Source organism: Microbacterium sp. 5K110 (assembly GCF_005774735.1).
In the GTDB taxonomy this organism is placed as follows: Bacteria; Actinomycetota; Actinomycetes; order Actinomycetales; family Microbacteriaceae; genus Microbacterium.
Genome location: NZ_VBUM01000053.1, coordinates 1 through 24828 on the forward strand (window position 1 = coordinate 1; position 24828 = coordinate 24828).

At 71.2% G+C, this 24828-nt stretch carries 24 protein-coding genes, 1 tRNA gene and 1 pseudogene; 11 read left to right on the forward strand and 15 right to left on the reverse strand.

The window, feature by feature from the left end:
• Positions 1-150, reverse strand: a pseudogene (locus FE256_RS18490) (FHA domain-containing protein FhaB/FipA); the annotation flags it as partial.
• Positions 147-884: an FHA domain-containing protein gene (locus FE256_RS12065; RefSeq protein ID WP_138175946.1), complete on the reverse strand. Its 738-nt coding sequence runs from the start codon at positions 882-884 to the stop codon at positions 147-149. The gene FE256_RS12065 and the pseudogene FE256_RS18490, both read right to left, overlap by 4 nt.
• Before the next feature lie 149 nt (positions 885-1033).
• On the opposite strand from FE256_RS12065, the gene FE256_RS12070 reads away from it, so the two are divergent.
• The 4 genes from FE256_RS12070 to lanKC all read left to right on the forward strand — a co-directional run bounded on the left by FE256_RS12070 (position 1034) and on the right by lanKC (position 6077).
• Positions 1034-1117, forward strand: a tRNA-Leu gene (locus FE256_RS12070).
• Between the two features lie 203 nt (positions 1118-1320).
• On the forward strand, positions 1321-2640 hold the full coding sequence (locus FE256_RS18495; RefSeq protein ID WP_138175948.1) for a sensor histidine kinase: 1320 nt from the start codon (positions 1321-1323) through the stop codon (positions 2638-2640).
• On the forward strand, positions 2633-3322 hold the full coding sequence (locus tag FE256_RS12080) for a response regulator (protein ID WP_252370999.1): 690 nt from the start codon (positions 2633-2635) through the stop codon (positions 3320-3322). The genes FE256_RS18495 and FE256_RS12080 overlap by 8 nt, the downstream gene beginning before the upstream one ends.
• A 181-nt stretch (positions 3323-3503) precedes the next feature.
• Positions 3504-6077, forward strand: a complete 2574-nt coding sequence (lanKC, locus tag FE256_RS12085; protein WP_138175952.1) for a class III lanthionine synthetase LanKC — start codon at positions 3504-3506, stop codon at positions 6075-6077.
• Positions 6078-6506: 429 nt separating this feature from the next.
• Here the strand turns inward: lanKC and FE256_RS12090 are convergent, their stop codons facing one another.
• Positions 6507-6818, reverse strand: a complete 312-nt coding sequence (locus FE256_RS12090) for a hypothetical protein (protein WP_138175954.1) — start codon at positions 6816-6818, stop codon at positions 6507-6509.
• Between the two features lie 205 nt (positions 6819-7023).
• Between FE256_RS12090 and FE256_RS12095 the strand changes: the two genes are divergently transcribed.
• The 4 genes from FE256_RS12095 to FE256_RS12110 are packed head-to-tail and all read left to right on the forward strand — an operon-like array spanning position 7024 to position 10485.
• The gene (locus tag FE256_RS12095; RefSeq protein ID WP_138175956.1) at positions 7024-7770 is read left to right on the forward strand and encodes a 3-oxoacid CoA-transferase subunit A; all 747 of its coding nucleotides are present in this window, start codon (positions 7024-7026) and stop codon (positions 7768-7770) included.
• Positions 7767-8414: a 3-oxoacid CoA-transferase subunit B gene (locus FE256_RS12100; protein WP_138175958.1), complete on the forward strand. Its 648-nt coding sequence runs from the start codon at positions 7767-7769 to the stop codon at positions 8412-8414. Before FE256_RS12095 ends, FE256_RS12100 begins: the two co-directional genes overlap by 4 nt.
• A 1-nt stretch (position 8415) precedes the next feature.
• A complete protein-coding gene (locus tag FE256_RS12105; RefSeq protein ID WP_138175960.1) occupies positions 8416-9591 on the forward strand; it encodes a thiolase family protein in 1176 nt (391 codons plus the stop codon).
• 57 nt (positions 9592-9648) lie between these two features.
• Positions 9649-10485, forward strand: a complete 837-nt coding sequence (locus tag FE256_RS12110) for an IclR family transcriptional regulator domain-containing protein (RefSeq protein ID WP_138175962.1) — start codon at positions 9649-9651, stop codon at positions 10483-10485.
• Positions 10486-10496: 11 nt separating this feature from the next.
• Here FE256_RS12110 and FE256_RS12115 read toward each other — a convergent pair whose 3' ends face one another.
• From FE256_RS12115 to FE256_RS12140, 6 genes are all read right to left on the reverse strand, one after another.
• On the reverse strand, positions 10497-10778 hold the full coding sequence (locus FE256_RS12115; RefSeq protein WP_212743515.1) for an AbrB/MazE/SpoVT family DNA-binding domain-containing protein: 282 nt from the start codon (positions 10776-10778) through the stop codon (positions 10497-10499).
• A gap of 132 nt (positions 10779-10910) precedes the next feature.
• Positions 10911-11471, reverse strand: a complete 561-nt coding sequence (locus FE256_RS12120; protein WP_138175964.1) for a DUF3800 domain-containing protein — start codon at positions 11469-11471, stop codon at positions 10911-10913.
• A gap of 123 nt (positions 11472-11594) precedes the next feature.
• On the reverse strand, positions 11595-13661 hold the full coding sequence (locus FE256_RS12125) for a heavy metal translocating P-type ATPase (protein ID WP_138175966.1): 2067 nt from the start codon (positions 13659-13661) through the stop codon (positions 11595-11597).
• Positions 13662-13681: 20 nt separating this feature from the next.
• Positions 13682-15895 carry a heavy metal translocating P-type ATPase gene (locus FE256_RS12130; protein ID WP_138175968.1) on the reverse strand — a complete coding sequence of 738 codons (2214 nt, stop codon included), beginning with the start codon at positions 15893-15895 and terminating at the stop codon, positions 13682-13684.
• Complete coding sequence (locus FE256_RS12135; protein WP_138175970.1) at positions 15892-16194, reverse strand: heavy-metal-associated domain-containing protein; 303 nt, start codon at positions 16192-16194, stop codon at positions 15892-15894. Before FE256_RS12135 ends, FE256_RS12130 begins: the two co-directional genes overlap by 4 nt.
• Positions 16195-16211: 17 nt before the next feature.
• Positions 16212-16493 (reverse strand): metal-sensitive transcriptional regulator, encoded by a 282-nt coding sequence (locus FE256_RS12140; RefSeq protein WP_138175972.1) that lies wholly within the window; start codon positions 16491-16493, stop codon positions 16212-16214.
• A 104-nt stretch (positions 16494-16597) separates the two neighbouring features.
• On the opposite strand from FE256_RS12140, the gene FE256_RS12145 reads away from it, so the two are divergent.
• Positions 16598-16891, forward strand: coding sequence for an endonuclease/exonuclease/phosphatase family protein (locus tag FE256_RS12145; RefSeq protein WP_138175974.1), 294 nt, complete (start codon positions 16598-16600; stop codon positions 16889-16891).
• Positions 16892-16901: 10 nt separating this feature from the next.
• On the opposite strand, the gene FE256_RS12150 is transcribed toward FE256_RS12145, so the two are convergent.
• Positions 16902-17330 carry a hypothetical protein gene (locus FE256_RS12150; protein WP_138175976.1) on the reverse strand — a complete coding sequence of 143 codons (429 nt, stop codon included), beginning with the start codon at positions 17328-17330 and terminating at the stop codon, positions 16902-16904.
• 60 nt (positions 17331-17390) lie between these two features.
• Entirely contained in the window at positions 17391-18008 is a 618-nt protein-coding gene (locus FE256_RS12155; protein ID WP_138175978.1) for a GntR family transcriptional regulator, read from the reverse strand.
• Between the two features lie 315 nt (positions 18009-18323).
• On the opposite strand from FE256_RS12155, the gene FE256_RS12160 reads away from it, so the two are divergent.
• The gene (locus tag FE256_RS12160; RefSeq protein WP_076492588.1) at positions 18324-18530 is read left to right on the forward strand and encodes a cold-shock protein; all 207 of its coding nucleotides are present in this window, start codon (positions 18324-18326) and stop codon (positions 18528-18530) included.
• A gap of 36 nt (positions 18531-18566) precedes the next feature.
• Here FE256_RS12160 and FE256_RS12165 read toward each other — a convergent pair whose 3' ends face one another.
• The 4 genes from FE256_RS12165 to FE256_RS12180 form a co-directional block, all read right to left on the reverse strand.
• Positions 18567-20630 (reverse strand): bifunctional lysylphosphatidylglycerol flippase/synthetase MprF, encoded by a 2064-nt coding sequence (locus FE256_RS12165; protein WP_138175980.1) that lies wholly within the window; start codon positions 20628-20630, stop codon positions 18567-18569.
• A 40-nt stretch (positions 20631-20670) separates the two neighbouring features.
• Entirely contained in the window at positions 20671-21876 is a 1206-nt protein-coding gene (locus FE256_RS12170) for a hypothetical protein (RefSeq protein WP_138175982.1), read from the reverse strand.
• Entirely contained in the window at positions 21869-22588 is a 720-nt protein-coding gene (locus FE256_RS12175) for an HAD hydrolase-like protein (RefSeq protein WP_138175984.1), read from the reverse strand. Before FE256_RS12175 ends, FE256_RS12170 begins: the two co-directional genes overlap by 8 nt.
• Before the next feature lie 65 nt (positions 22589-22653).
• Entirely contained in the window at positions 22654-23583 is a 930-nt protein-coding gene (locus tag FE256_RS12180) for an AraC family transcriptional regulator (protein ID WP_171024318.1), read from the reverse strand.
• 194 nt (positions 23584-23777) lie between these two features.
• Here FE256_RS12180 and FE256_RS12185 point away from each other — a divergent pair.
• A partial coding sequence (locus FE256_RS12185; RefSeq protein ID WP_138175988.1) for a nitrilase-related carbon-nitrogen hydrolase occupies positions 23778-24828 on the forward strand: 1051 nt, incomplete at its 3' end.

Sequence of the window (24828 nt, forward strand, 5' to 3'; positions counted from 1 at the left end):
GGCGGCGGGGGCGGATGCCGCGGGCTCGGGGAGCTTGCGTACCTTCACACCGAACAGGTCGGCGCGCAGCGAATACACGACACCGAAGACGAAGAACCACAGCAGGATGAGGAATCCGCCCTGGAGCAGCAGAAGGGTCAACGGACTCATGACAGGGGTCCCCGCTCCCGAACGTCGAAAAGCTGCGTCGCATCGGACGGCGCCGCTCGCCGTGCGGTCTGTGCCTGCGCGACCACACGGAACACGATATTGGTGCGACCGATCGAGATGGTGGAGTCCGGCGGCAGAGCGGCTTCGGACACCTTGCGACCGTTGAGGTTCGTGCCGTTGGTGGAACCGAGGTCGCGGACCATCGCGCGCTCGCCGTCCCACAGGATCTCGACGTGCTTGCGGCTCGTGCCGGCGTCGGGGATCGTGATGTCGGCGTCGCTGCCGCGGCCGATGACCGTGCGCGCCTTCGTCAGCGGATGCCGCGTGCCGTTGATGTCGACGACGCCCCGCCACGACACTTGGCCTTCGCTGGTCTGCGAGTCCACGCGGAGGGTGCCCGTCGACAGTGAGGCATCGCGCTCGATCGAGATGGTGACCGGCCCCGCGAACGAATAGCCCTGCGTACGCGCGTGCTTCTTGACCAGCGTGTCGAGCTCGGACACGAGCGTCGAGCCCAGAGCGCTCATCTTCTCGTCGTCGGCGGGCGACAGACGCACCGAGAACGAATTGGGCGCGAGGATGCGGTCGCGCGTGACGACCACAGCCTTCTTGTCGAGTTCGCTGCGCAGAGCAGAAGCGATCTCCACCGGCTGGATGCCACTGCGGAAGGTCTTCGCGAACGCACCGTTGACGGCGCGTTCGAGACCCTTCTCGAAACTGTCGAGTAGTCCCACGAGACTCCTTCAGGCAGGCAGACCAGTAGGCACATCGTAGTCAGCACGCCTGGGCACCACATGGATGCGGGGTGGGACGCGCGTTTCGTCGCGCGCTGGCGGGCGTGATATTCTCGGGAAGTTGAGTGCATCCACGGATGCCGAGACGCGCGCGAGTGGCGGAATAGGTAGACGCGCTGGCTTCAGGTGCCAGTGCCCGCAAGGGCGTGGGGGTTCAAGTCCCCCCTCGCGCACAGAACGACGAAGGCCCCGGGTTCATCCCGGGGCCTTTATTGTTCTGTGCGGGAGCGGGAGGGCTGTCGCGCCGCACGCCCGGCGAAGGCCGTTTCACCGCAGTCCGCGGCTGTGCTGCCCTGTTCGGACCCCCGCACAGGAGAATGCTCCTTATGGAAACCCCGTCGCGCCGGGCCTTCGGCCCTCACGAGCCGCTCTTCCCATGACCGCCCAGACAGCGGATCCGGTGTCCCTCTCCGAAGAGCCCGCGGCCCCCGACGGCCTGCTGCCGCCGCGCGGAGTGAACGGTGTCGTGGCCACGATGCGCTCGCCCGTGTTCCTCGCCGTGGTGTTCCTCGCCACCGTGGTGCAGGTGTGCAGCGACCCGGTACTCGCGATCATGGGCGGCACGGGGGAGTGGGCCCACACCCTGTCGCCGCACGTCGTCATCACGCTCGTCGCGGTCATCTGCCTCGCGCAGGCGATCTGTGTCTCGCAATTGGCCTCGCGTCCCGAGCTGGCGGTGCTCGGCGCGCTCGCCTGCTATCTCCTGGTGGCGGTGGTCTTGGGCGTCCCCACCTGGGCGACGCCCATGCAACTCGTCATCGCGATCGCGATGTTCGCACTGGGCAGTGCCCGGTCGATCCCCGTGGCCGCCGCGTGGGCGGCGGCCGGCGTCGTCGGGGCGCTCGCAGCCCTCGTCGGATGGGCGGCGAGCGTGGGTGCCCCACCCGGAGCGATCGCGGGCTTCCTCCTCACGGAGGGCACGTCGCTGGCATCCCTCTCTTTCGCCGGCGTGACGCTGGGGATCCTGTGGGCCGTGCTCGAACGGCGGACCGAGCGGGCACGCCAGCACGCCCTCGACCTGCAGATGCAGCAGGCCGAGGCGATCGAGGCGTCGCGCACCGCCGAGCGGGGCAGGATCGCTCAAGAACTCCACGACGTCGCCGGGCAGCACTTGGCCGGGCTGGTCTCGCTGTGCGACGCGTCGGCCGACCTCGCGCCCGCGCATCCGCAGCAGGCGCTGCGGCTCATCGACGAGGTTCGGGCCGAGGGGCGCTACGCCGCGGCGAGCCTGTACGGCGCGCTCGGTGACCTCCGCGCCGTGGAGGCCACCGCGCACACCCCGACCCCCGACCTGCGCAATCTCGACGATCTCGTCGTGTTCTGGCGGGAGCGCGGCATGGATGTCACCGCGCAGACCCACGGCGACCCCGAGACTCCTCCCGTCGTCGTCTCGACGACGGCGTACCGCGCCGTCCAGGAAGCCTTGTCGAACGCCGCCAAACATGCCGCCGGCGCCCCTGTGCGCATCCGGGTCGACATCGACCCGGGGCGGCTGAACGCGACCGTCGTCAATGGCGCCCCGCGCCAACCTCGCGCCGACGAAGGTGGTCTCGGACTGGGCTGGGGTTTGGATAACCTGCGCCAGAAGCTCACCCTCGTCGACGGGTCGCTCCACGCTGCCGCGGACGACGAAGGGGGATGGCGCGTGGGGGTGGAGATCCCGCTCCCGCGGACGACGGAGGACGTACGTGACTGACAGTGTGCCCATTCGGGTGCTCATCGCCGATGACAACCGCCCGTTCCGGCGCGGCGTGCGGCTGCGGCTGGAGCACGCGGAGGGGATCGCCGTCGTCGGTGAGGCGGCGAACGGTCGGGATGCCGTGGAGGGCGCGATCACCGAGCAGGCGGACGTCGTGCTGATGGACCTGGAGATGCCGGAGATGAACGGCATCGACGCCATCCGCGCGGTCGTCGACGAGTCCGGCGGAGCGACGCGCGTCATCGCCCTGACCAGCCATGGCGAGGATCACCTCGTCATGCGCGCCCTCAGTAACGGCGCCTCGGGCTACCTCCTGAAGACCCACGACAGCTCACAGCTCGTCGAAGCGATCCGGGCCGCACATCGCGGCGACGCGTTGATGTCGTCGCGCGTGACCCGCTCCGTCCTCACCGACATCGCGCAGCGTCGCCTCAGCCAGGACGACCGGGTGAAGGTGGCATCCCTCAGCCCGTCCGAGAGTCGTATCGTGCACCTGCTCAGCGATGGGATCACCTCGAACGAGCAGCTCGCGGCCGAGCTGGTCGTGTCGGTGAACACCGTCCGCAGCCACATCCAATCGTCGATGCGCAAGGTCGGAGCCACCGATCGCACCCAGCTCGCCCTCTGGGGAGTCCGCGTGCGTTCCGAGCTCGTGTCTCATCCGAACGGACGAATCTGAGGGCACTCTTTTTCCGCCCCGACCCTCTCGGCCGGAGCGAGCGATTGGCCGCGTGATCGGCCGAATAGCCCACCTCCGCTGGTGACGTCCGCATCGGCTCCATCCCGCACGCACTCCTTCCTCGAACACACCATGGCCTCGCGCCGCGTCCTTTCGGCGCAATCGAGGCAGGGGTGGGGGCATGGACGCGATCTATCCGGTGTTCGCCCGCGCGGACAGGGTCTTCTATGACCACCCCCGTCGGCGTGCTGCGCCGGAGACCGACCGCCCGTTCGTCGCGGACGTCGATCCGTCGTGGGGTCACGTCGACGACGGCATCTGGAGCTACTTCGAGCCGCGCGGCAGCACGCTCCCCGAGCAGGGCTGGAAGGTGCACCTCAGCATCGTTCCGGATGCCGCCGAGCTCCTGCTGCAGATCGTCTCCGCCTACTGCGTTCAAGAGGGCCTCGCGTTCAAGCACCTCTCGAGTGCGGGCGTGCTCGCCGCGTCGAATGCCAAGGATGCCGGACGTGAGGGGTCGGGCAAGTTCGTCACGATCTACCCGGTCTCGACCGCGCAGCTCCATCGCACCCTGATCGACCTCGGCCGCCTCACGGTCGACCTGGACGGCCCCCACATCCTCTCCGACCTCCGCTGGCACGAGGGCCCGGTCTTCGTGCGCTACGGCGGGTTCCACCGGATGTTCGTCGAGATCGACGGTGTGCAGACACCGGCGATCCGGCATCCCGAGGGGCACTTGGTCGCCGACCTGCGACGCCCCGGGTTCGAGCCGCCCGCGTGGGTCGGCATCCCGCCCTTCCTGCGGGAGCTGGTCGACGAGCTGCGCGAACTGCGCCCCCCCGAGGGGTTCCCGCACGTCACGGGCGTGTTGCACCACTCCAACGCGGGCGGGGTCTACACCGCCACGGATGCCGGGCGAGAGGTCGTGGTGAAGGAGGCACGGCCGCACGCGGGCGTGACCCCGGACGGCCTCACCGCCGTGCAGCGCGCGGAGCGCGAGGCCCGCATCCTCCGACAGCTTCCGGGCCGCGGGACGGTCGCGCTGGTCCGCGACTTCGCCGCCCTGGGGCACCGGTACCTCGTGCTGGAACGCGCGCGCGGGGTTCCCCTGCATCAGGCCGTGGTCGCTCGGCATCCACTCGTGTCGGCCGCCGTCGACGAGGCCGACGTGGACGCGTACCGGGAATGGGCGCGAGACGTGGGCGATCGCGTGCAGGAGATCATCGAGGGCGTGCACGCGGCGGGCTTCGCTCACGGCGACGTGCACCCCGGCAACTTCCTCGTCGACGACGACGGCGAGATCACCCTCATCGACTTCGAGATGTCCCGGCCGGTGGTCGAGAACGCGCCCGTCGCGATCGGCGCGCCCGGCTTCGTCGCGCCCGACTTCGTCTCGGCGGACGCTCGCGGCGGAGCGGCCGCGGACCTGTTCGCGGTGCGCCGCATCCAGCTGTTCCTCTTCGCGCCGATGACCCCGCTGCTCGACCTGCACCCGGGAAAAGAGGCGGAGGTGAGGGCATGGGTCACGGAACGGTTCCGCCTCGACGGCGACGCGCCCGCGTCCGTCGGCGAACCGTCCGACGACGCTCTCTCGCCCCTCGTCCAGGACGTCTCGCGCCAGCTCGTCGCGGATGCCACCCCCGACCGGGGCGATCGGCTGTGGCCGGGCGATCCCGCGCAGTTCGACGAGCCGCCCTACGCCCTCGCCCACGGCGCGCTCGGGCCGCTCCTCGCCCTGCACGCGGCGACCGGGAACGCGCCGGAGCGGCTCGTGGACTGGTGCACGGACGCGATGCGGACGGCGCCCGCACGGTCGGGGCTCATGGACGGTCTGGCGGGAGCCGCGGCCTCGTGGGAGATGCTCGGACACCCCGGTACGGCCGACGTGGCGCTCGAACGCTGCCTCGATTCCCCGCTGCGGTGGGAGGCGCCCGGTCTGTACGGCGGTCCGGCGGGGACCGCTCTCGGCCTGCTGCGTCTGGCGGATCGGCATCCGGAACTCGTCGCAGAGGCACGGCGCATCTTCGACGAGGTGGCCGAGCGCGCGGACGGGTGGCGCGAACGCTCGTCGGCTCCTGTGGCGACCGGAGCGGGTGGGCTGCTGCGCGGCCCGAGCGGAGCCGCGCTGCTGGCGCTGTCACTGTTCGACCGCGGGGGCGACCGTGGGCTCCTCGAGCTGGCCGAGGCGGCGATCGGTTCCGACCTCGCCCGGTGCGTGCCGACCGCCGACGGCTCGCTCCAGATGAACGAAGGATGGCGGCTGCTGCCGTACCTGGGCTCGGGGTCGGCAGGAGTGGCGCACGCGCTCGCCGCGCTGATCGAGCGGGACCCCGCCACCGAGCTCGCCGCGGCGCTCCCGGCCCTCGACCTCGCCGCCCATCCCGAGTTCGTGCTCGAATCGGGGCTGTTCCAGGGCCGCAGTGGGCTGATGCTCTTCCTCGCGGGGTCGGGTCCGGTCACCGCCGACCGCGCGGCCGCGCTGCGGCGCCACACGCGAGCGCTGGCCCTGCACGCTGTTCCCCGGCCGGAGGGCGTGGGCTACCCCGGCCGCGCCCTTCTGCGCCTCTCGTGCGACCTGGCCACCGGTTCCGCCGGTGTGCTGTGGACTCTCGCGAGCCTCCGTGACCAACGGCGCCTGTCGGTGCCGTTTCTCGACCTCCCCCCGGTCGACGTTGCCCGAGTGCGGGCACGAGGTCCGGGGGGAGGTGACACGAATGGGATACCTGCTCTCCTTGCAGACGCTCGAGCGCGGTGAGACCGAGCGCAGCGAGGTCTTCGCCAGCTCCTGGAGCACGTCGATCTGCTACAGCAGCACGTCGACCGGCCTCTGCTGAGCCGTCACGACTCGATCGATGCGGGCGCGGGGTCTTCGGACCGCGCGCCCGCATCCGTGTGTCCGGCCGCGGAGAAGAGGGGGGCGGGGGCCGCCCCCAATGCGGCCCCCGCCCAGCGTCGGCGCCCGACCCGAACGGACACCGAATGCGTCGAGACCATCGACGCTTCCGCGGACGATCCCAATGCCCAGACGGTAAGCGCATCGGTGCGGGCGGGTGTCCGGGGTTTCCGGTGCGCGCGAGGCGGATATCCCCGTCTTTCCGCGGGATTCTGCTTCTCGGCGGCGCCGGCCACTTCGACGAATGTCACGTGAATCTCATCCGAATAGACGACGGCGCCCCGGATCGCATCACTCGGGCAGGCGGACCCGGCGATTGTGGATCGCGACCCCGACGACGTACGGGGCGAGGAGCAGCACGATCAGTGTGGCCATCGCGACGACGGACGCCGCCGGCGCCGAGGCGGTCAGAGCGGGCGAGGCCATCGCCGTCCCGAAGACGGCGAGGCCCGTTCCCGCGGCGCGCAGCACGACCGCGCGGCCCGGAGCCTTCGTCGGCGTGGCCCACAGTGGCATCCGTTCTCCCCGGTAGGCGCGGAGCGCGAGCGCCAGCGACCACCACCACAGCGCGGCACCGGCGACGACGAGAACGATCCACCCCATCGCTCCATCCGAACACGGTCCGTGCCGTGCGACAAGGGTGCGCCGAGAACAGGGGAAGTGTCCGCAACAGGCTGATTCGGCGTACGTCGGCCTGTTCTCGTCGCTTCGCCTGTTCTCGGCGCACAGGGGATGCCACTGGCGCGGCACCCAATCGCGGAGTATCGTGCATTTGCGAACAGGTGTTCGCTGAACGAACAGAGGAACCATGATCGACAAGACCGTGCCCGACGTCGCGGCGGCCGTGGCCGGCATCGCCGACGGCGCGACCGTGATGATCGGCGGCTTCGGGCGCGCGGGCCAGCCGGTCGAGCTCATCGACGCGCTCATCGCCCACGGCGCGCGCGACCTCACGGTGGTCAACAACAACGCCGGCAACGGCGACACCGGGCTCGCGGCTCTGCTGAAGGCCGGCCAGGTGCGCAAGATGATCTGCTCGTTCCCGCGGCAGAGCGACTCGTGGGTGTTCGACTCCCTCTACCGCGAGGGGAGGATCGAGCTGGAGCTGGTTCCGCAGGGCAACCTCGCGGAGCGGATCCGGGCGGCCGGCGCCGGGATCGGCGGCTTCTTCACCCCCACGGGGTTCGGCACGCAACTCGCCGACGGCAAGGAGACCCGTCGTATCGGCGATCGCGACTACGTGCTCGAGTACCCGATCCACGCCGACGTCGCCCTGATCAGCGCTCGCCGCGCCGACCGGTGGGGCAATCTCGTCTACCGCGAGACCGCCCGCAACTTCGGGCCGATCATGGCCGCGGCGGCGACGACCACCGTGGTGCAGGTCGATGAGATCGTCCCCCTCGGTGACCTCGACCCCGAGTCCGTGATCACTCCCGGGCTCTACGTCGACCGGGTCGTCGCGGTGGGGGAGCGCCCCTGGCTGCGCGACGGCGCCTTCGTCGGCGGCGTCGACATCGAAGGGCGACCGCTCGCCCGGAGCGGAGAGGCATCGTGACCACCCGCGTCTCGCGTACCGCGCTCGCCGCGCGCGTGGCATCCGACATCCCCGAGGGTGCCGTGGTCAATCTCGGCATCGGTGCCCCGACGCTCGTGGCCGACTACCTGCCCGAGGGCCTCGAGATCGTGCTGCACACCGAGAACGGGATGCTGGGCATGGGCCCCGCGCCCGTGGCCGGACGGGTCGACCCCGACCTCATCAACGCCGGCAAGCAGCCAGTCACGGCGCTCGCCGGTGCGGCGTACTTCCACCACGCGGACTCGTTCGCGATGATGCGCGGGGGACACCTCGACGTGTGCGTGCTCGGTGCCTTCCAGGTCTCGGCCGGCGGCGACCTCGCGAACTGGTCGACGGGCGAACCGGGCGCGATCCCCGCGGTCGGCGGCGCGATGGACCTCGCGATCGGGGCCAAGGACGTCTACGTCATGACCGACCTGCTCACCAAGCAGGGCGCACCCAAGCTCGTCGCCGCGTGCACGTACCCGCTCACGGGTGTCGGCTGCGTCTCGCGCGTCTACACCGACCACGGCGTCTTCGACGTCACCCCCGCCGGCTTCCGCGTGCGGGAGTTGTTCGGCGATAACACGCACGCCGAGATCGAGGACCTACTCGGTCTCCCCCTGATCGCCCGAGGAGACTGAGATGACCGCCAGCTACGTCTACGACGCCGTCCGCACGCCTTTCGGCCGCGCCGGGGGAGCGCTGTCGGCGGTGCGCCCCGACGACCTGGCCGCTCTCGTCATGGCCGCGACCGTGGAGCGCACCGGACTGGATGCCGCCCGGATCGACGACGTGATCTTCGGCGACGCCAACCAGGCCGGTGAGGACAACCGCAACGTCGCGCGCTTCGGGGCGTTGCTGGCCGGCTTCCCGACGACCGTCACCGGCACCACCGTCAATCGCCTGTGCGCCTCATCGCTCGAGGCCGTCATCCAGGCCTCGCGCGCGATCGAGGCGGGGGATGCCGAGATCGTCCTCGCCGGCGGCGTGGAGTCCATGAGCCGCGCGCCCTACGTCGTCGAGAAGTCGCCGAAGCCCTTCCCCGCGGTGGGTAACGCGACGATGTGGAACACCGCGATCGGGTGGCGCATGACCAACAGGGCGCTGCCGGAGCACTGGACCATCTCGAACGGCGAGTCCGCCGAGAAGATCGCGCGCGAGTGGGGGATCACGCGGGAAGAGCAGGATGCCTTCGCGGCGCGGTCGCATCAGCGGGCCGCCTCCGCGTGGGCGGCGGGCGTCTTCGACGGCGAGATCGTGCCGGTGCCGGGAGTCGCGCTCGCCCGGGACGAGAGCATCCGCGACGACACCTCGGTCGAGAAGCTCTCGGGGCTGAAGGCCCTGTTCGCCGCGGACGGTCAGGGGAGCGTGACGGCGGGCAACTCGTCGCCCATCAACGATGGCGCCTCGGCGGTGCTCATCGGCGCCGAGGGGGCGCTGGACGGCGAGCCGCTCGCGCGGATCGCGGGCCGTGCGGCCCACGGCGTCGACCCCGACGTGTTCCCCATCGCCCCCATCGAGGCCGCGAACAAGGCGCTCGCCCGCGCGGGGAAGACCTGGGCCGACGTCGATTTCGTCGAGCTCAACGAGGCCTTCGCCTCGCAGTCGCTCGCGTGCCTGGCCGGGTGGCCCGACCTCGACCCCGAGAAGCTCAACGTCCACGGCGGGGCGCTCGCGATCGGCCACCCGCTCGGGGCGTCCGGCGGCCGCATCATCGGGCGCGCGGCGCACGAGCTCGCGCGCCGTGGCTCCGGTGTCGCGGTCGTCGCGATCTGCATCGGTGTGGGGCAGGGTCTCGCCGTCGTTCTCGAGCGGTGACCGGGGCGGCGCGGCCCGGGGCCGTGGAGCCCGACGCGCGGCGGATAGGGTGAGCCGGTGACCGACGCCGACCCTACCGACGCCGACCCCACCGACGCCGCGCCCACCGACGCCGCGCCCGCCGACGACGGCGACGGCGCGGGCGAGGTCGTGCAGGCGTTCGTCCGGGGCCTCGCGGTGATCCGCGCGTTCGACGCCGAGAACCCCGAGTTGACGCTGAGCGACGTCGCGCGGCGCGCCGGGGTCACGCGCGCGGCCGCCGGCCGATTCCTCCGGACTCTGCAGACCCTCGGGTACGTTCGCAACGACGGCCGATCCTTCGCGCTCACGCCCCGCGTGCTCGAGCTCGGCTACAGCTACCTCTCGGCCCTGTCGCTGCCCGAAGTCGCGCAGCCGCACCTCGAGGCGCTGTCGCGCTCGGTCGGCGAGAGCGCTTCGGCGGCGGTGCTGGACGGTGCCGAGGTCGTCTACGTCGCTCGCGTCCCCGTCCGCCGCATCATGTCGGTGGGCATCACGGTCGGCACGCGCTTTCCGGCCGCGGCCACGAGCATGGGCCGCGTGCTGCTCGCCGCGGCATCCGCCCCCGTCCGCGACGAGGTGCTCGAGCGTGTCCCGCTGACGGCCCTGACACCGCGCACCCTCACCGACCCCGAAGCCCTGCGTCACGAACTCGATCGGGTCCGCGCGCAGGGCTGGGCGCGGGTCGACGGTGAACTGGAGCCCGGTCTGCAGTCGCTCGCCGCTCCCGTGCGCTCGCGCGGCGGCGAGGTCGTGGCCGCGATCAACCTGTCGATGACGAGCGGGCGCTACAGCGAGGCCGAGGTCGCCGAGAGGCTGATCCCCGCGCTCCTCGCCGCGGCCCGCGCCATCGAGGCCGACCTCCGCACGCCCTGATCCGCGGGCGGTTAGCTTTCAGTCGAAGAGCAATCCTGTTCTCCAGCTTCGGCAATCTCGGTCAGAGGATCTTCGGAGGCACTCGCAGTGTCAAGACGTTCCAAGGTCTCACCGACGGCGTAGCGACGCTCCACGACCTCCGCGGGAACCAGTTGGATTATGCCCGGCAGCTCGTCGCTGACCCGCCAGAAGAACTCGTCGCCGGGCCCGATGGATAGCGAGCGAGCGATCTTGACGGGCAGACGGATCTGCAGCTTCGAACTCAGCGGGTGCGGTCCATCGAGGGATGCCATCACCTCATGGTGCGCGTGACTTACTTTTTTTACAATCCACTGATAGCATCTCCCCGATGCCTCTCCATCGCGGTGGTAGGGGAAGTGAGCCCGGGATTTCCTGCTGTTTGTGGGGCCCGGGTTTCGCGTTTCTCAGGTGCACACCCATAGTTGGCGAGCGAGCCGATCGCTCCACTGCGAATCTCCGGCGAGCCTGGCGTTCATGGCTCCGCATACAGCGTCGGGCACCCAGAGGAGCGGCTCCTCGATACCTCGGTAGTGGTTCACCCGAATAGAACCCGTGATCACCCGCCGGGTTCGAAGGTTGGAGACCATCCTCATGTCCCGCCGATCGTCCGCCTGACCGCGAGATTCCATCACAACCTGGTCGACGGCCTCGAGTCCCTCCACCTCGTGGAACAGTCGTTCCATGCAGCTGCGCCGCCGACGTTCTGCGGAGTCGCTGCCCGGTGGCTCGACGACCACTGCCCAATGGATGAACGGCATCTCGGAGATCAGCTCGATGGTTGCCGCTCGCACGGAGTCGACTGACTCGTACCAGTGCAACTTCTTCTGGCGCCGAGGCTTGAGTCGCATGAGACGCTGCCGAAGATCATCTAAGTCCTCCACGAGCGGCATCGACGCAACCATGATGTACGGGCCGCCGTGCCCAGTGCCGTTCGGCTCGGACTCATCGACGAAGGCGTACTGCATCAGCCCTCGCGCCGCGCGATCCCCAGGCTGGGGATTCGCGGTGATGTGAGCATGACGCGAGGCTACATGGACACGACGCCTGCGATGGATCGACTGTGGATGCCGACCTCCGCACGCCCTGATTCATCGCATGTCGCGTACCGGGGCGACGGAGTCGGGACGCAGGTCGAGCCGACGAAGCAACTGAGCGTTCAGTGCCACGACGATCGTCGACAGCGACATCAGGATCGCGCCCACCGACATCGGCAGCACGAACCCGATCGGCGCGAGCACGCCCGCGGCCAACGGCACCGAGATCAGGTTGTACCCGGCCGCCCACCACAGGTTCTGCCGCATCTTGCGGTAGCTCGCGCGCGAGAGCTCGATGACCGAGATCACCGAGCGCGGGTCGTCGCTGGCGAGCACGACACCGGCGGAGGCGATCGCGACGTCGGTTCCCGCTCCGATCGCCAGCCCCACGTCGGCGCGCGCCAGGGCCGGAGCGTCGTTGACGCCGTCGCCGACCATCGCGACGCGTCGCCCCTCTCCCTGCAGATCGGCGACGGTGGACTCCTTGCCCTCGGGGCGCACTCCCGCGAAGAACCGACGGATGCCGAGCTCGTGGGCCACGGCGGCGGCCACGGGCTGGGCGTCGCCGGTGATCATCACGACCTCGATGCCGCGGTCGGCCAGCGCGCGCACGGCGGTCGCGGACTCCGGTCGGATCTCGTCGGCCAGGCGCAGGGCACCCACCGCGCGACCGTCGACGACCACATGCAGAATGATCGATCCGTCGTTGCGCCACTCTTCGGCGACCGGCAGCTCCTCGGCGCCCTCCTCGTCGAGGAGGGCGGGGCCGCCCACGCGCACCACTCTGCCGTCGACGACCGCCCGCACCCCGACCGCGGGAGAGGACGAGAAGTCGGTGGATGCCGGAACCGCGAGGTCCCGCTCGTCGGCGGCGCGCACGATCGCCCGGGCGAGAGGGTGCTCCGAGTCCGCCTCGGCGGAGGCCGCCCACGCGAGCACGGTGTCGGCATCGGTGCCGGGGCCCGCCTCGATCGCCGTCACGGCCGGTTCGCCGCGCGTGAGCGTTCCGGTCTTGTCGAACAGGACGGTGTCGACCGTGCGCATGCTCTCGAGCGCCAGGCGATCCTTCACCAGGACTCCGCCACGGGCGGCGCGTTCGGTCGCGATCGAGACGACGAGGGGAATCGCGAGACCCAGGGCGTGCGGGCACGCGATGACGAGGACAGTGATCGTGCGCACGACCGCGGAGTCCGGCATCCCGATGAGCGTCCAGACCGCCGCGGTGGCCGCAGCCGATCCGAGCGCGAACCAAAACAGCCATGCTGCGGCGCGATCGGCCAGGCGCTGGGCGTGCGAGGTCGAACCCTGCGCTTCGGTGACCAGCCGCTGGATCCCGGCGAGAGCGGTGTCGTCGCCGACGGCGGTGACCTCGACGCGCACGCCGGAGTCGGTGGCGACGGTGCCCGCGACCACGGCGTCGCCCTCGTCGCGATGCACGGCACGGGATTCGCCCGTGATCATCGACTCGTCGAAGCGCGCCGATCCCTGCACGATCCGGCCGTCGGCGGGGACGCGCCCGCCCGGCCGGACGACGACGACATCGCCGACGCGGAGTTCGGCGGGCGCGACCGACACGGTCGCCTCGCCCTCGACCCGCTCGGCCTCGTCGGGGAGGAGCGCCGCCAGCGAATCGAGCGCGGAGGTGGTCTGCGCGAGCGAGCGCATCTCGATCCAGTGCCCGAGCAGCATGATCACGACCAGCAGCGCGAGCTCCCACCAGAAGTCGAGCTCGTGGTGCAGCAGGCCGAGGCTGGCGCCCCAGGATGCCAGGAACGCGACGGTGATCGCCAGGGCGATCAGGAGCATCATGCCCGGGGCGCGGCTGCGGATCTCGGAGACGGCCCCGCTGAGGAAGGGTGCACCGCCCCACGCGTACATGACGGTGCCGAGAACCGGGGACACCCAGCGAACCCAGGCCGCGTCCGGGAGGGCGTAGCCGATCAGATCGGCGAACATCGCGGAGAACCCCACGACGGGCACCGCGAAGACCAGCATGATCCAGAACAGTCGGCGGAACCGCGCGACATGGTCCGCGTGGCCCCCGTGGTCCCCGTGCGCGGAGTGACCGCCGTGCGCGGGGGCCGCCGCCGTGGTGTGCTCGTGGTGGTCGTGCGAGGTCATGGCATCCCTCTCTCTGGACCTCAGCCCGCGGACGGCTCGGCGCGGAACCGCCGCAGGCGCAGGCTGTTGGTGACGACGAACACCGACGACAGCGCCATCGCCGCGGCCGCGACGACGGGGTTCAGCAGGCCCGCCATCGCCACCGGGATCGCCGCGACGTTGTACGCGAACGCCCAGAACAGGTTGCCCTTGATGGTGCTGAGCGTCCGGCGCGCGAGCCGGACGGCGTCGGCGACGACGAGCAGGTCGCCCGAGACGACCGTCACGTCGCTCGCCGCGATCGCGGCATCCGTCCCTCCGCCCATCGCGATTCCCAGATCGGCGGCGGTGAGGGCTGCGGCATCGTTCACGCCGTCGCCGACCATCGCCACGACCCGCCCCTCGGCCTGCAGCGCTCGCACGACCTCGAGCTTCTCGGCCGGGGTGACCTCGGCGCGGACGTCGTCGATCCCGACCTCGGCGCCCACGCGCGCGGCGGTCGCGGCGTTGTCTCCGGTCAGCAGCACCGGTCGCAGCCCCAGACGGCGGAAGCGCACGATGGCCTCGGCGCTCGTCGGCTTCACCGTGTCGGCGACCGCGATCGCGCCGAGGTACTGCCCGTCGCGGGCGACGGCGACGATCGTGGCCCGCTCTGCGAGAGCGTCGAGATCCGGACCGGATGCCGACGGCCCCACGCTCCACTGATCTCGCAGCCACGACAGCCGACCGGCGACCACGGCCGAACCGTCCACGATTCCCTGGACGCCCAACCCGGCGTGCGCGGCGAACGACTCCACGGGCGGGACACTCCCCGCGGCCGCGGCGATCGCGCGCCCCACCGGGTGCTCGGACGCGGCCTCGACGGCCCCGGCGGCGGCGAGCAGCTCGTCGCGGCTCACGCCCTCGGCGGGAAGGACGTCGGTCACGGCCATGCGCCCCGTCGTGACGGTGCCCGTCTTGTCGAGCACGATCGTGTCGACGCGGCGCGTCTGCTCGAGCACCTGCGGACCGCGGATCAGGATGCCGAGCTGCGAGCCGCGACCCGTCCCGACGAGAAGGGCCGTCGGGGTGGCCAGGCCGAGGGCGCACGGGCACGCGATGATGAGCGTCGCGACGGCGGCGGTGAAGGCGAGCTCCAGCGACCCGCCGGCGACGAGCCACCCGACGAAGGCCGCGACGGCGAGCAGGATGACGACCGGGACGAAGACCGCGGAGACCCGGTCCGCGAGGCGCTGGACCTCGGCCTTCCCGGTCTGCGCCTCTTCGACGAGCCGGCCCATGCGGGCGAGTTCGGTGTCCGCTCCGACGCGGGTGATCTCGACGACGAGGCGTCCGCCGACGTTGATCGTCGCGCCGACGACGCGCGCGCCCGGTGTCACCTCGACCGGCGTGGACTCGCCGGTGAGCATGCCGGCATCCACCGCCGACGTTCCCTCGACGACCAGGCCGTCGGAGGGGATCTTCTCGCCGGGCCGCACGACGACGACGTCGCCGACCGCGAGGCTCGCGACCGGTACCTCACGCTCGCGGCCGTCGACGAGACGGGTCGCCGAGGTCGCGCCGAGGTTCAGCAGGGCCCGCAGCGCGCTCGACGACGCCGCGCGTGCCCGCGCCTCGGCGTAGCGTCCGGCGAGGAGGAACACGGTCACGAGTGCGGCGACCTCGAGGTAGATCTCGTGGGCGCCGGCCTCGGGGGCGCCGAAGAGCGTGAAGCTCATCGTCATGCCCGGCATCCCGGCCCCGCCGAGGAACAGGGCATACAGCGACCATCCGAACGACGCGATGACGCCGAGGCTGATGAGCGTGTCCATCGTCACGGCGCCGTGGCGCGCGTTGACCGCGGCCGCGCGGTGGAACGGCCAGGCGCCCCACACCGCGACCGGCGCCGTGAGGGTGAGTGCGAGCCACTGCCAGTTCTCGAACTGCAGCACCGGGATCATCGACAGCACCGCCACCGGCACGGCCAGCGCCGCACTGATGAGCAACCGGCGGCGCAGGGCGGCGGTCTCGGGATCGCCCGTCTCTTCCTCGGAAGCGGCCGGGGGCGCGGGCACCTCGGCTCGGTAGCCCGCGGCCTCGACCGTCGCGATGAGGTCCGCCGGGTCGAGGTCGTCGCCGCGCACGCGCGCTTTCTCGGTGGCGTAGTTCACCGAGGCTTCGACGCCGGGCAGTTTGTTCAGCTTGCGTTCGATCCGGGTGGCGCACGAGGCGCACGTCATCCCGGTGATGTCGAGCTCGACGTCCGTGGCGCTCATGCGGGCACGTCCGCGAGGGAGTAGCCGGCCTCCTCCACGGCGTCGCGCACGAGCGCGGTGTCGAGAGGGGTGGTGCTGGCGATCGTCACGCGCGAGACGTCGCCGACGTGGAGGTCGACCGACACCCCCCGCACGCCGGCGATCTCGGAGATCTCTTCGGTGACGCTGCGGACGCAGTGCGCGCACGTCATCCCGGTGACGCCGACGTGCTGCACGACGGCGTCGTCGGGGAGGGGAGTGGATGCCGGGGTCTCGCCGCCGCGGATGTCGCGGAGGCCCAGGTCGATGCGATCGGTCATGGTGTTCTCCTCGGGGGTCAGGAGCGGACGAGGCGGGCGATGGCGTCGTTGGCCTCGCGGATCTTGTCGGCGGCGACCTGGCCGCCCTCCGCGCTGGCCTCGGCGACGCAGTGGCTGAGGTGATCCGACAGGAGCGACAGCGCGACCGTCTCGAGCGCCTTCGTGGCGGCCGAGACCTGCGTGAGGATGTCGATGCAGTACTTGTCCTCATCGACCATCCGCGCGATCCCGCGCACCTGGCCCTCGATCCGGCGCAGTCGCTTCTGCAGATCGCCCTTGTGCCCGTCGTACCCGTTCATGCTGGATACCATACCCCCCTAGGGTATGCAGGAGGGCCGTTCGGCCGAATGTCATCCGTCCGGTTCCCACCTCGATCCTCATCTCCGACGCCCTCGGGCCCTACGTGCTCGACACGACCGCGGGCTCCACGCCGGGCGTCCCCAGCGGCCTCTGGCGACCGGCCGACGGGACCGGGCCGACACTCGTCGCGGCCCATCCCCTCCCGCCGCTCCCGCTCATCGTCGACGAGTGGAGCGCCGGGATCGACTGGGTCGCCCGGCAGTGCGTCGGTGCGGACGTCATCCTCCACGTTCTCGTCGGCTCGGCGTGGAGCGTGCGCGGATTCGAGGTGCGCACCGACTTCGACGACGCCGGCAGCGACCACCGTCCGGTCGTCGCCGTGCTCGCGCGACGGTGAGCCGCGAGGGTCACTCCAGCGTCGGCGGCAGCACGTAGACGATGTCGGCGCCGTCGCGCTCGTGCTCGACGAAGCCGAGGTGCGCGAGAGCGGCGTGGAAGGGGTCGTCGTCGGCCGCGACGCAGGCGTACAACGGGCGCTCCGGCTCGAGCGCGGTGAGCAGGCGCAGCGCCTCGGTCGCGGACTCCCGCGTCGTGCGGGGCGACACCGCCAGAAGCGCCTCGCGATCTCCGTCGACGTCGAGCGTCGCGGCGAGGCCCACCACCTCGTCGCCGTCGACGATCGCGCGCGCCGTGACGAGGTCTCCGTCCACCCACTCATCGAAGGCGCCGCGGTCGGCGAAGGCGCCGCGCGGCCACGACGATGCGCTCGCGCGCACCGCGGCGTACGCGGCATCCCGGTCGTCGTCACGGAGGTCGCGGAGCTCGATGCGGGTCATGGCGTCACGTTATCGGGCCGGTCGCCGGCGACGGGATGCCTTGCGCTCGGCGCGACGGCGTCAGTAGAGGCCGTGCAGCGTGAGCCAGAGGTGAGCGGAGCGCGCCGTGTCGCGGTCGCGGATCGCCTCGGCGAGTCCGTCGAACAGCTCGTCGCAGTCACCCTCGCCGGCGCACATCCACCCCTGGAGGTTCCGCCGCACGACGAACTCCGTCTGACGCAACGTCTCGCGCAACACGATGTTGCCGGACGCGTGCGTGAAGTGGGCGAGCAGGGCGAAGCCGGCGTCGACGTAGGCGGGCGACGACTGCGAGCGGGCGGCGTCCGCGACGGCGCCGAACAGACGCACTCCCTCGGCGATGTCGTCATCCGAGCAGCGCGGCAGGGCGAGGTGCATCGTCATCGCGATCATGTGCACCGCGTAGTCGCGCATGTCCGACATCTCTTGCGCCGTCGGGGTGCTCACGCGGGTGAAGCGGTGGGGCGAGACCTCGACGAGCCGGATCGCCTGCAGGCGCTGCAGCGCCTCGCGCACGGGCGTGCGGGAGATGCCCATGTGGGCCGCCAACTCGATGTCGCGGAGCCGGTCTCCGGGCCGAAGGCGCCCGTCGACGATCGCCTCGCCGAGGGCCGCATACGCCTCGTCGACGAGGGCGGAAGGCTGTCGCCGCGCGTCCACACGCGGAGTCTATGCCGCTCGGTTATCACACATCGCCGTCATAAGTCAGGAATTCATAGGTTTCGTGTCGCGCGAAGTGCTTTCGCGGAGGTAAAGTGATCGCCGTCACGCCTTGCGTGACATATCCGGGGGGATCCGTCGACGCCCGGGCTTCGAGCTTCTGCTCAGCCCGGGCGTCGTATGGGCTCAAGGGCAGTGCGCCCGTAACGGCGTGCAACGTTTGTGTCACGGTCCCGTGCGCGGCTCGGGTGGCAGCCGTTAGCGTGGGCAGTGACCGGCGCGCTCGGTGCCGGCACAGCGCAGAACGGCACGTCGATGAGCACGCAGGGCACGGTCAAGTGGTTCAACTCGGAGAAGGGCTTCGGCTTCATCGCTCCGGATGAGGGCGGTCAGGACGTCTTCGCCCACTACAGCGCCATCCAGTCGGGCGGATACCGCTCGCTCGAGGAGAACCAGCGGGTCGAGTTCGACGTCGCGCAGGGTCCCAAGGGCCTGCAGGCAGAGAACATCCGACCGCTCTGAGGGACTCCGCCGCTGCGCCGTCCGCGCGCGGCGCGGTCAGCGCTCCGGCCGGACCAGGTCCAGGCCGGCCGCGGCGAACTGCCGCAACGTCGCATGCGGCAGGAACGCCCGGGTCAGGGCGGCTCCGATGCGCGTGAGATCGGCCTCGTCCCGGAAGAGCAGGTACATCGTCTCGTACCGCGGGTGGAACTTCTGCTTGAACCGGTGCAGCGACGAGAAGCCGTAGACCGGCTCGAGGATCTCGGACAGCCGCTTCTGCAGATCGGCGATCGTCCCGGCATCCTCGGGATACTCGTGCGCCAGCGGCGCGCCCGACAGCGACATCACCTCGGCACCCTCCTCGGAGAACGCCTTCGCCGACGAGCCGATCAGGTACTCCATGACGGGCCCGAAGCCGCCGTCCCGTCGCCGCATGAGGTCGAGCGTCCACCCGCGCACGCCGCCCTCGCCGTAGATCGGCAGCCAGGACAGGAACCCGTCGACGTCGCCCGCCGGTGAGATCGCGAGGGCGACGCGCACCTCGGGGTCGCCGGCCTCCTGCAGCGTGCCCAGGGTGAAGCCCATCTCCGGCAGCCCCTTGTCACCCACCCAGCTCTCCGAGATCGCGCGCAGCTGCTGCCGCACGCCCCAGGTCTCATCCGCGAGGCGGGACAGCCGGAAGGTCATCCCCTCGCGCTCCGCCCGGTTGAGCGACGTGCGCACGGCTCCCCACGCCTTGCCCGTGAACTGCAGACCGGGAAGGTCCACGATCGTGTCGTCGGCGACGACGATGCTGCGCCAGCCCGGCGGCAGAGCTTGCCGCGTGGCGTCGCCGGCGCTGAAGAAACACGGCGCGAGGCCGGCGTTCTCGGCCCGCTCGACGAAGGACCGGACGGTGTCGGCTCGCGTGTCCACGGGGCCGAGCGGATCGCCGAGCGCGAGGGCGACACCCGAGCGTCGCTGGAACGCGACGATCCCGCGGCCGAAGCGCGCGTACGACATCCCCTCCCACGTCGTCATCCAGGACAGGGTGCCGCCGCCGGTGGCGCGGAGCTCGGTCTTCACGGCTTCGACGTCGGGGGCGGGCGTGTCGCCGAGCGCTGCGCGCGGTCGCGCGCGGAACGCCCCGCGGACGAGGATCAGGTAGACGGATGCCACGACCCACGTGACGGACGACGCGAACGTGATCGAGAGGTCGAGATCGATCGTGCCCTCGATGCCGCCGAGACCGACCGCCAGCACGATCACCCCGAGGAGGACCAGCAGAAGGGCGTTGAGCGCTCCGTAGATCACCAGGAGCACCCACGCCCATCGGCGTCCCCGGCGCAGACCGGTGGCGACGACGAGGACGACGACGGTGTTCACGGCGACGTCGACCCACGAACCCGACACCGGTGCGGACGTGCCGAACGGACCGGTGGTCGGGCTGAGGTACGTCAGGATGTCGATCGCTCCGAGCGCGCACACGACGACCAACGCGATCAGACGCTGCTCCCGGACCGACACCCCCTGGGGGCGCAACGACCGGTCGACGCCGAGAACGAGGGCCACGGCCAGCACGTGCTCGAGGTCGTTGAGCGATCCCCAGTACAGGAAGACCACCGAGACCACGGCCACCAGCACGGTCCACGCGCGCAGACGCCACGGCGACGGGAGCAGAGAGATCGCCGCCGCGAGGCACACCACGATTCCGGGGGAGGGGCCGACGTCGAGTGCGGTGGCCTGCTCCTGAGCCCACGGCCAGGGGAGGAAGGCGGCCGCCCAGAGCACCGCGGATGCCAGGAGCACCGCACCGAGCTGTCCGCCGACGAAGTAGGCCGCGGCCACGCGTGAACCGCGACGGAACTCCAGATACCCCATTCCGGCCAGTCCCACGATGAGCACGGGATAGAGCCACGGCACGGACACGAAGAACGTTCCGGTGAGCGGGGTCCACCACCGTCCGTCCTCCAGCGACGGAAGCCCGTAGGCGACGGTGTCGTGCAGCGGTGAGGCCGCGAACGGCGACCACAAGCCGGCGGATGCCACACCCACCGCGAGCAGGATGACGACGAGCGCGGCGGTGGCCGGGAGACGGCGGGTGACCGCGGCGACGCGACGGAAGGTCAATCTCTCCCCCATGACGCTCACGATAGGGCACCGTGGCGCCGGGGCGGCGCGTTCACCCGTGCTCCGCGGCTCTCCACGCCGCGCGAGCCGCGGAGAGGGCCTGGCCGGCATCGGTGGCGGCGCGGGCAGCGGCCAGGTCGCGTCGAGCGGCGTCGAGACGGAGTCGGACCTCGATCGTCGGCGCATCCGCGAAGGCCTCGGCCGCGGCGACGGCCGCGCGGGCGCACGCGAGGGTGCCGGGAAGGGCGGCGCGGGCGGCCTCGAGCCGATGACGCGCGCTCGGCGCCGCGCCGAGCGCATCGTCGCGCACCTCGCGGGCACGAGCCACCGTCTCGATCGCCGCGCGCGGGCGGCGGGGGAGTGCCCCGGCAGCCGCGTCGATCTCCGCCGCGACGACGGCCAGACGCTCGGCGGCATCGGGCGCGCACGCGGCCGGGCGGGCCTGCACGATCTCCCTCGCCGCCGCGATCTCGGCCTGGGCGGCGGCGATCTCGACGGCCGCGTTGTCTGCGGCCTGCAGCGTGATGCGGTGCGCGTCCTCGATCGCGCGCAGCATCCGCCCGGCCCGGCGCAGGGCCGCGGTCGCCTCGAGGACCCGCGGCTCGGCGACGGCAGGGTCGTCGACGGCGTCGTCGGCGGCGTTCAGCGCGGCGTCGGCGCGCTCCAGCGCCGCCCGTGCCTCGCTGTCGGCGCGGTCGGCATCCGCCCACTCCACGTCGTCGAACCGCTCGCGCACGTCGGCGACGAGCCGTGCGGGATCGCCGCTCGTGCGCGCGATCTCCTCGCGTCGGGCTCGAGCCGCGACGATGCGCGAGGTGGTGCTGCCGTGCGTTCCCGCCCACGCCGTCAGCCGGGCGTGGGATACGTCGACGGCGGCGATCCGACGTTCCAGGTCGTCGCGCAGCCGCACGGCGTCAGTGCGCCGATCGGACGGGAGCCGCGTCGACGACGCGAGAGCGGCGACCTCGGCGAATCCTCGGTCGCGCCCCCGCAGGGCCGCCGCCCGCGCTCGCCGCAGATCGGTGGGCGCATCGTCGTCGCCGAGGACGTCGGCCGCTTCGAAGGCGATGTCCAAGTCCGTCGCCGCGTCGTCCAGGCGTAAGAGCGCCGACTCGGCGGCGGTCCGCTCGGCGGCTGCGGCTGCGGCGGCTCTCGGAGACCGTCGGCGTGCGCGGACGATCAGTGCGACGACGGCGACGACCACGAGCGCAGCCAGCAGCGCGAGCGACGCCGGAAGCGTCCAGCCGATGTCAGACACCGTCGGTGGAACCGGCGACGAACTGCTCCTCGGCCGCGGGCTCCGGCACCAGGAGCAGCGCGCGCAGCTCGTCCGTGTCATCCACTGCGGCCTGCGCGCCGTCCGCCTCGTGCGGCCAGCTGAAGCCCCAGCGGACGAAGATCACCGGCACACCGGCATCCGCGCCGCCTGCGACATCATGGTGCCGATCGCCGATGAGGACGGGGCGCGAGGTGTCGTAGCCGCGCACCTCCAGGCGCCGCAGTGCTTCGCGCACGATGTCGGACTTCGCGCTGAGCGTGCGCTCGTCGGGCGACGCGCCGACGGTGGCCTCGAGCGAGGAGGCGAGACCGAAGTGGTCCATGAGGGCAACGACCTGCACCTCGGGCTTGGAACTCGCGGTCGACTGCGGAATCCCGGCCGCGTGCAGATCGTGGACGAGCTGGGCGACGCCCGGGTAGAGCTGCGCGCTGCCGGTGTAGCCCTCGCTCTTGTTCAGTCCGCGGTAGAAGGTGACGGCTTCGGTCGCCTCGGCAGGCGTCATACCGACGTTCACCTGGAAGGACTCGAACATCGGCGGCCCGATCCAGTGCGAGAGCTCGCCGCGCGTCGGCGGCTTCCGCCCGAAGTGTTCGAGGGTGATGGTCAGACGGCGGAGGATGCCCTCGGACGCGTCGACGAGGGTTCCGTCGACGTCCCAGAGGACGCACGACCAGGGGGAGCGCACGGGCATGGCCTCCACGCTACCCGGCGGTGCGGTCGGCGTGTCCGCCGGCAGCACCGTGACGCGGGTCCCGGTCAGGCGCTCGCCGCCGGCGAGGTGGCGCTCAGATCGTGGGCGCGTCGCGCGATCGCCTCGTGGCGGAAGGTTCTCGGGCTGATCCCGGCATGGGCCTTGAACGCGCGGTGGAACGTGCTGACGTCCGAGAAGCCCGAGCGCAGTGCGATGTCCGACACCGGATCGTCGGTCGCGGCGAGAGCCGCCCGGGCGATCGCGATGCGTCGGCGACGGATGATGGCGGCGGGTGACTCGTCATGGGCCTCGAACGCCGCGTACAGCCTCCGCGGCGACACCGCCAATGCGCGTGCAGCTACCGCGGCGGTCAGGGCTGGATCGGCCGCACGCGTGTGCACGTACCGCGCGAATCGCGCGCGGATGGCGCTGTCGGGGGTGTCGACGTGATGGTCACGCAGGGCGGAGAGCATCGCATCCACCAGGTAGACGACGGTCTCGTTCAGATCAGAGGCATCCGATCGGCCATCGAGAACCTCGGAGAGGTAGGCGCTGAGGGCTCGGATGCCGGTCCGGGCCGGGAGGGTGCGCGCGGTCAGGGCCTCGATGTTCGCTCGGGATGCGGTGAGCTGCTCGAGGGGCACGTGGACGACGATGCCCTCCCCGGTGTCGGGGAACCGCAATTGGTAGGGCCGATCGGTCAGGTAGGCGACGGCGTCGCCAGGTCCGTGCTGCGCCGAGCGACCGAACTGGTCGACCTGCCCGCGTCCGTGTCGTTGCACGTAGAGGAGGACGCTCGTGGGCGAGGAGTCATCGACGGACGCGCGCACGAGGTGAGTGGCAGCGGAGCGCACACGGTGGACAGCGGTGCGCGGACCGCAGGCGACGGAGTGGACCGAACCGACGAAGTCGCGATCGATCGACCGGACGCTCAGGGGGACGAAGCTGGCGGAGACCAGGTCCTCCCACTCCGCGGCGTCCGTGACTGTCTGCATGCGCCGAGAGTGCCGGGTCCGTGTTTCCTGGCATCGCGTGCTGTGTTTCCCCCCGATTTCCGCGGCCCCGTTCCCGCCCGAAATGCACGAAGTGCCACATTCTCGGCACGCACTGCCATGACAGCCGGGGCGTTGGTTCATTGACTCGTGAGTCGACGGTCAATGGCGATCACGACCCTCCTCACACCCGAGAAATGAGCAGCATGAAAACGACACTCCTCCGCGGACTCACCGTCGGTGCCGTCACCGGCGTCACGCTGGGACTCGCGGGCGCCGGCGTCGCCCACGCGGTCGTCCCCGTGACCACCGAGCCGTACACCGTTGCAGCGATCAGCGCGGCATCCGTCGAGTTCGATCTCGACGCCAGCCTCGACCTCGCCGACCGACTCACCGCGGATGCCGCCGCCTCCGGCGCCGAGCTGGTCACGTTCGGCGAGCTCTGGCTTCCCGGTTTCCCCCGCCAGATCAACTCCGATCCCAGCTGGGCCGCGGCGAACTTCCCGGACTACGCCGCGAACGCCCTGACCGTGGGCGACGCGAACTGGGAGCGCTTGCTCGACATCGCCGACGAACACGACGTCTACCTGTCGATGGGCTTCGCCGAGCGCGAGGGCGACCACCTCTACATGGGCCAGGCGCTGATCGGACCCGACGGCGCAGTGCTCGAGACGCGGCGCAAGATCCGCCCGTCCGGCAGCGAGCGCAACTTCTTCTCCGACGACGTGATGGACGGCAACCTGGAGGTCACCGAGACCGCGCTCGGCCGGATCGGGATGCTGGAGTGCTGGGAGCACCTGCACCCGCAGATGACGTACCCGATGCACGCGAAGGGCGAGAACGTCCACGTCCTGGCGTGGCCCTACAACCCGACCGACAACACCGGGGTCTCCTTCTGGGAGGACGGACGCGTCGCCGAGTCCGCCGCGCGCATGTATGCGATGACCGGCGGCACGTGGGTGGTCTCACCCGCCGCCGGGTGGGCGTTCGTCATGAACCCGTTCGGTCAGATCATCGCCCAGTCGAAGCCCGGGGACGACTTCGTCACCGCGAAGATCGACCCGCGTGGTTTCGGTGGCAGCGACGTCTACAACCCTCGAGGCGAGCACTCCTGGGGTGTGTGGGAGATGATCGGTGACACGTACCCGGACTCGGCGAAGGTGCCCGACCCGGAGCACGGCACGCGCAACGTCGTCTCGCTCGCCGGGCTGGGCGTCGGGGGCGCGGGGAGCACGCCCACGCCCACCC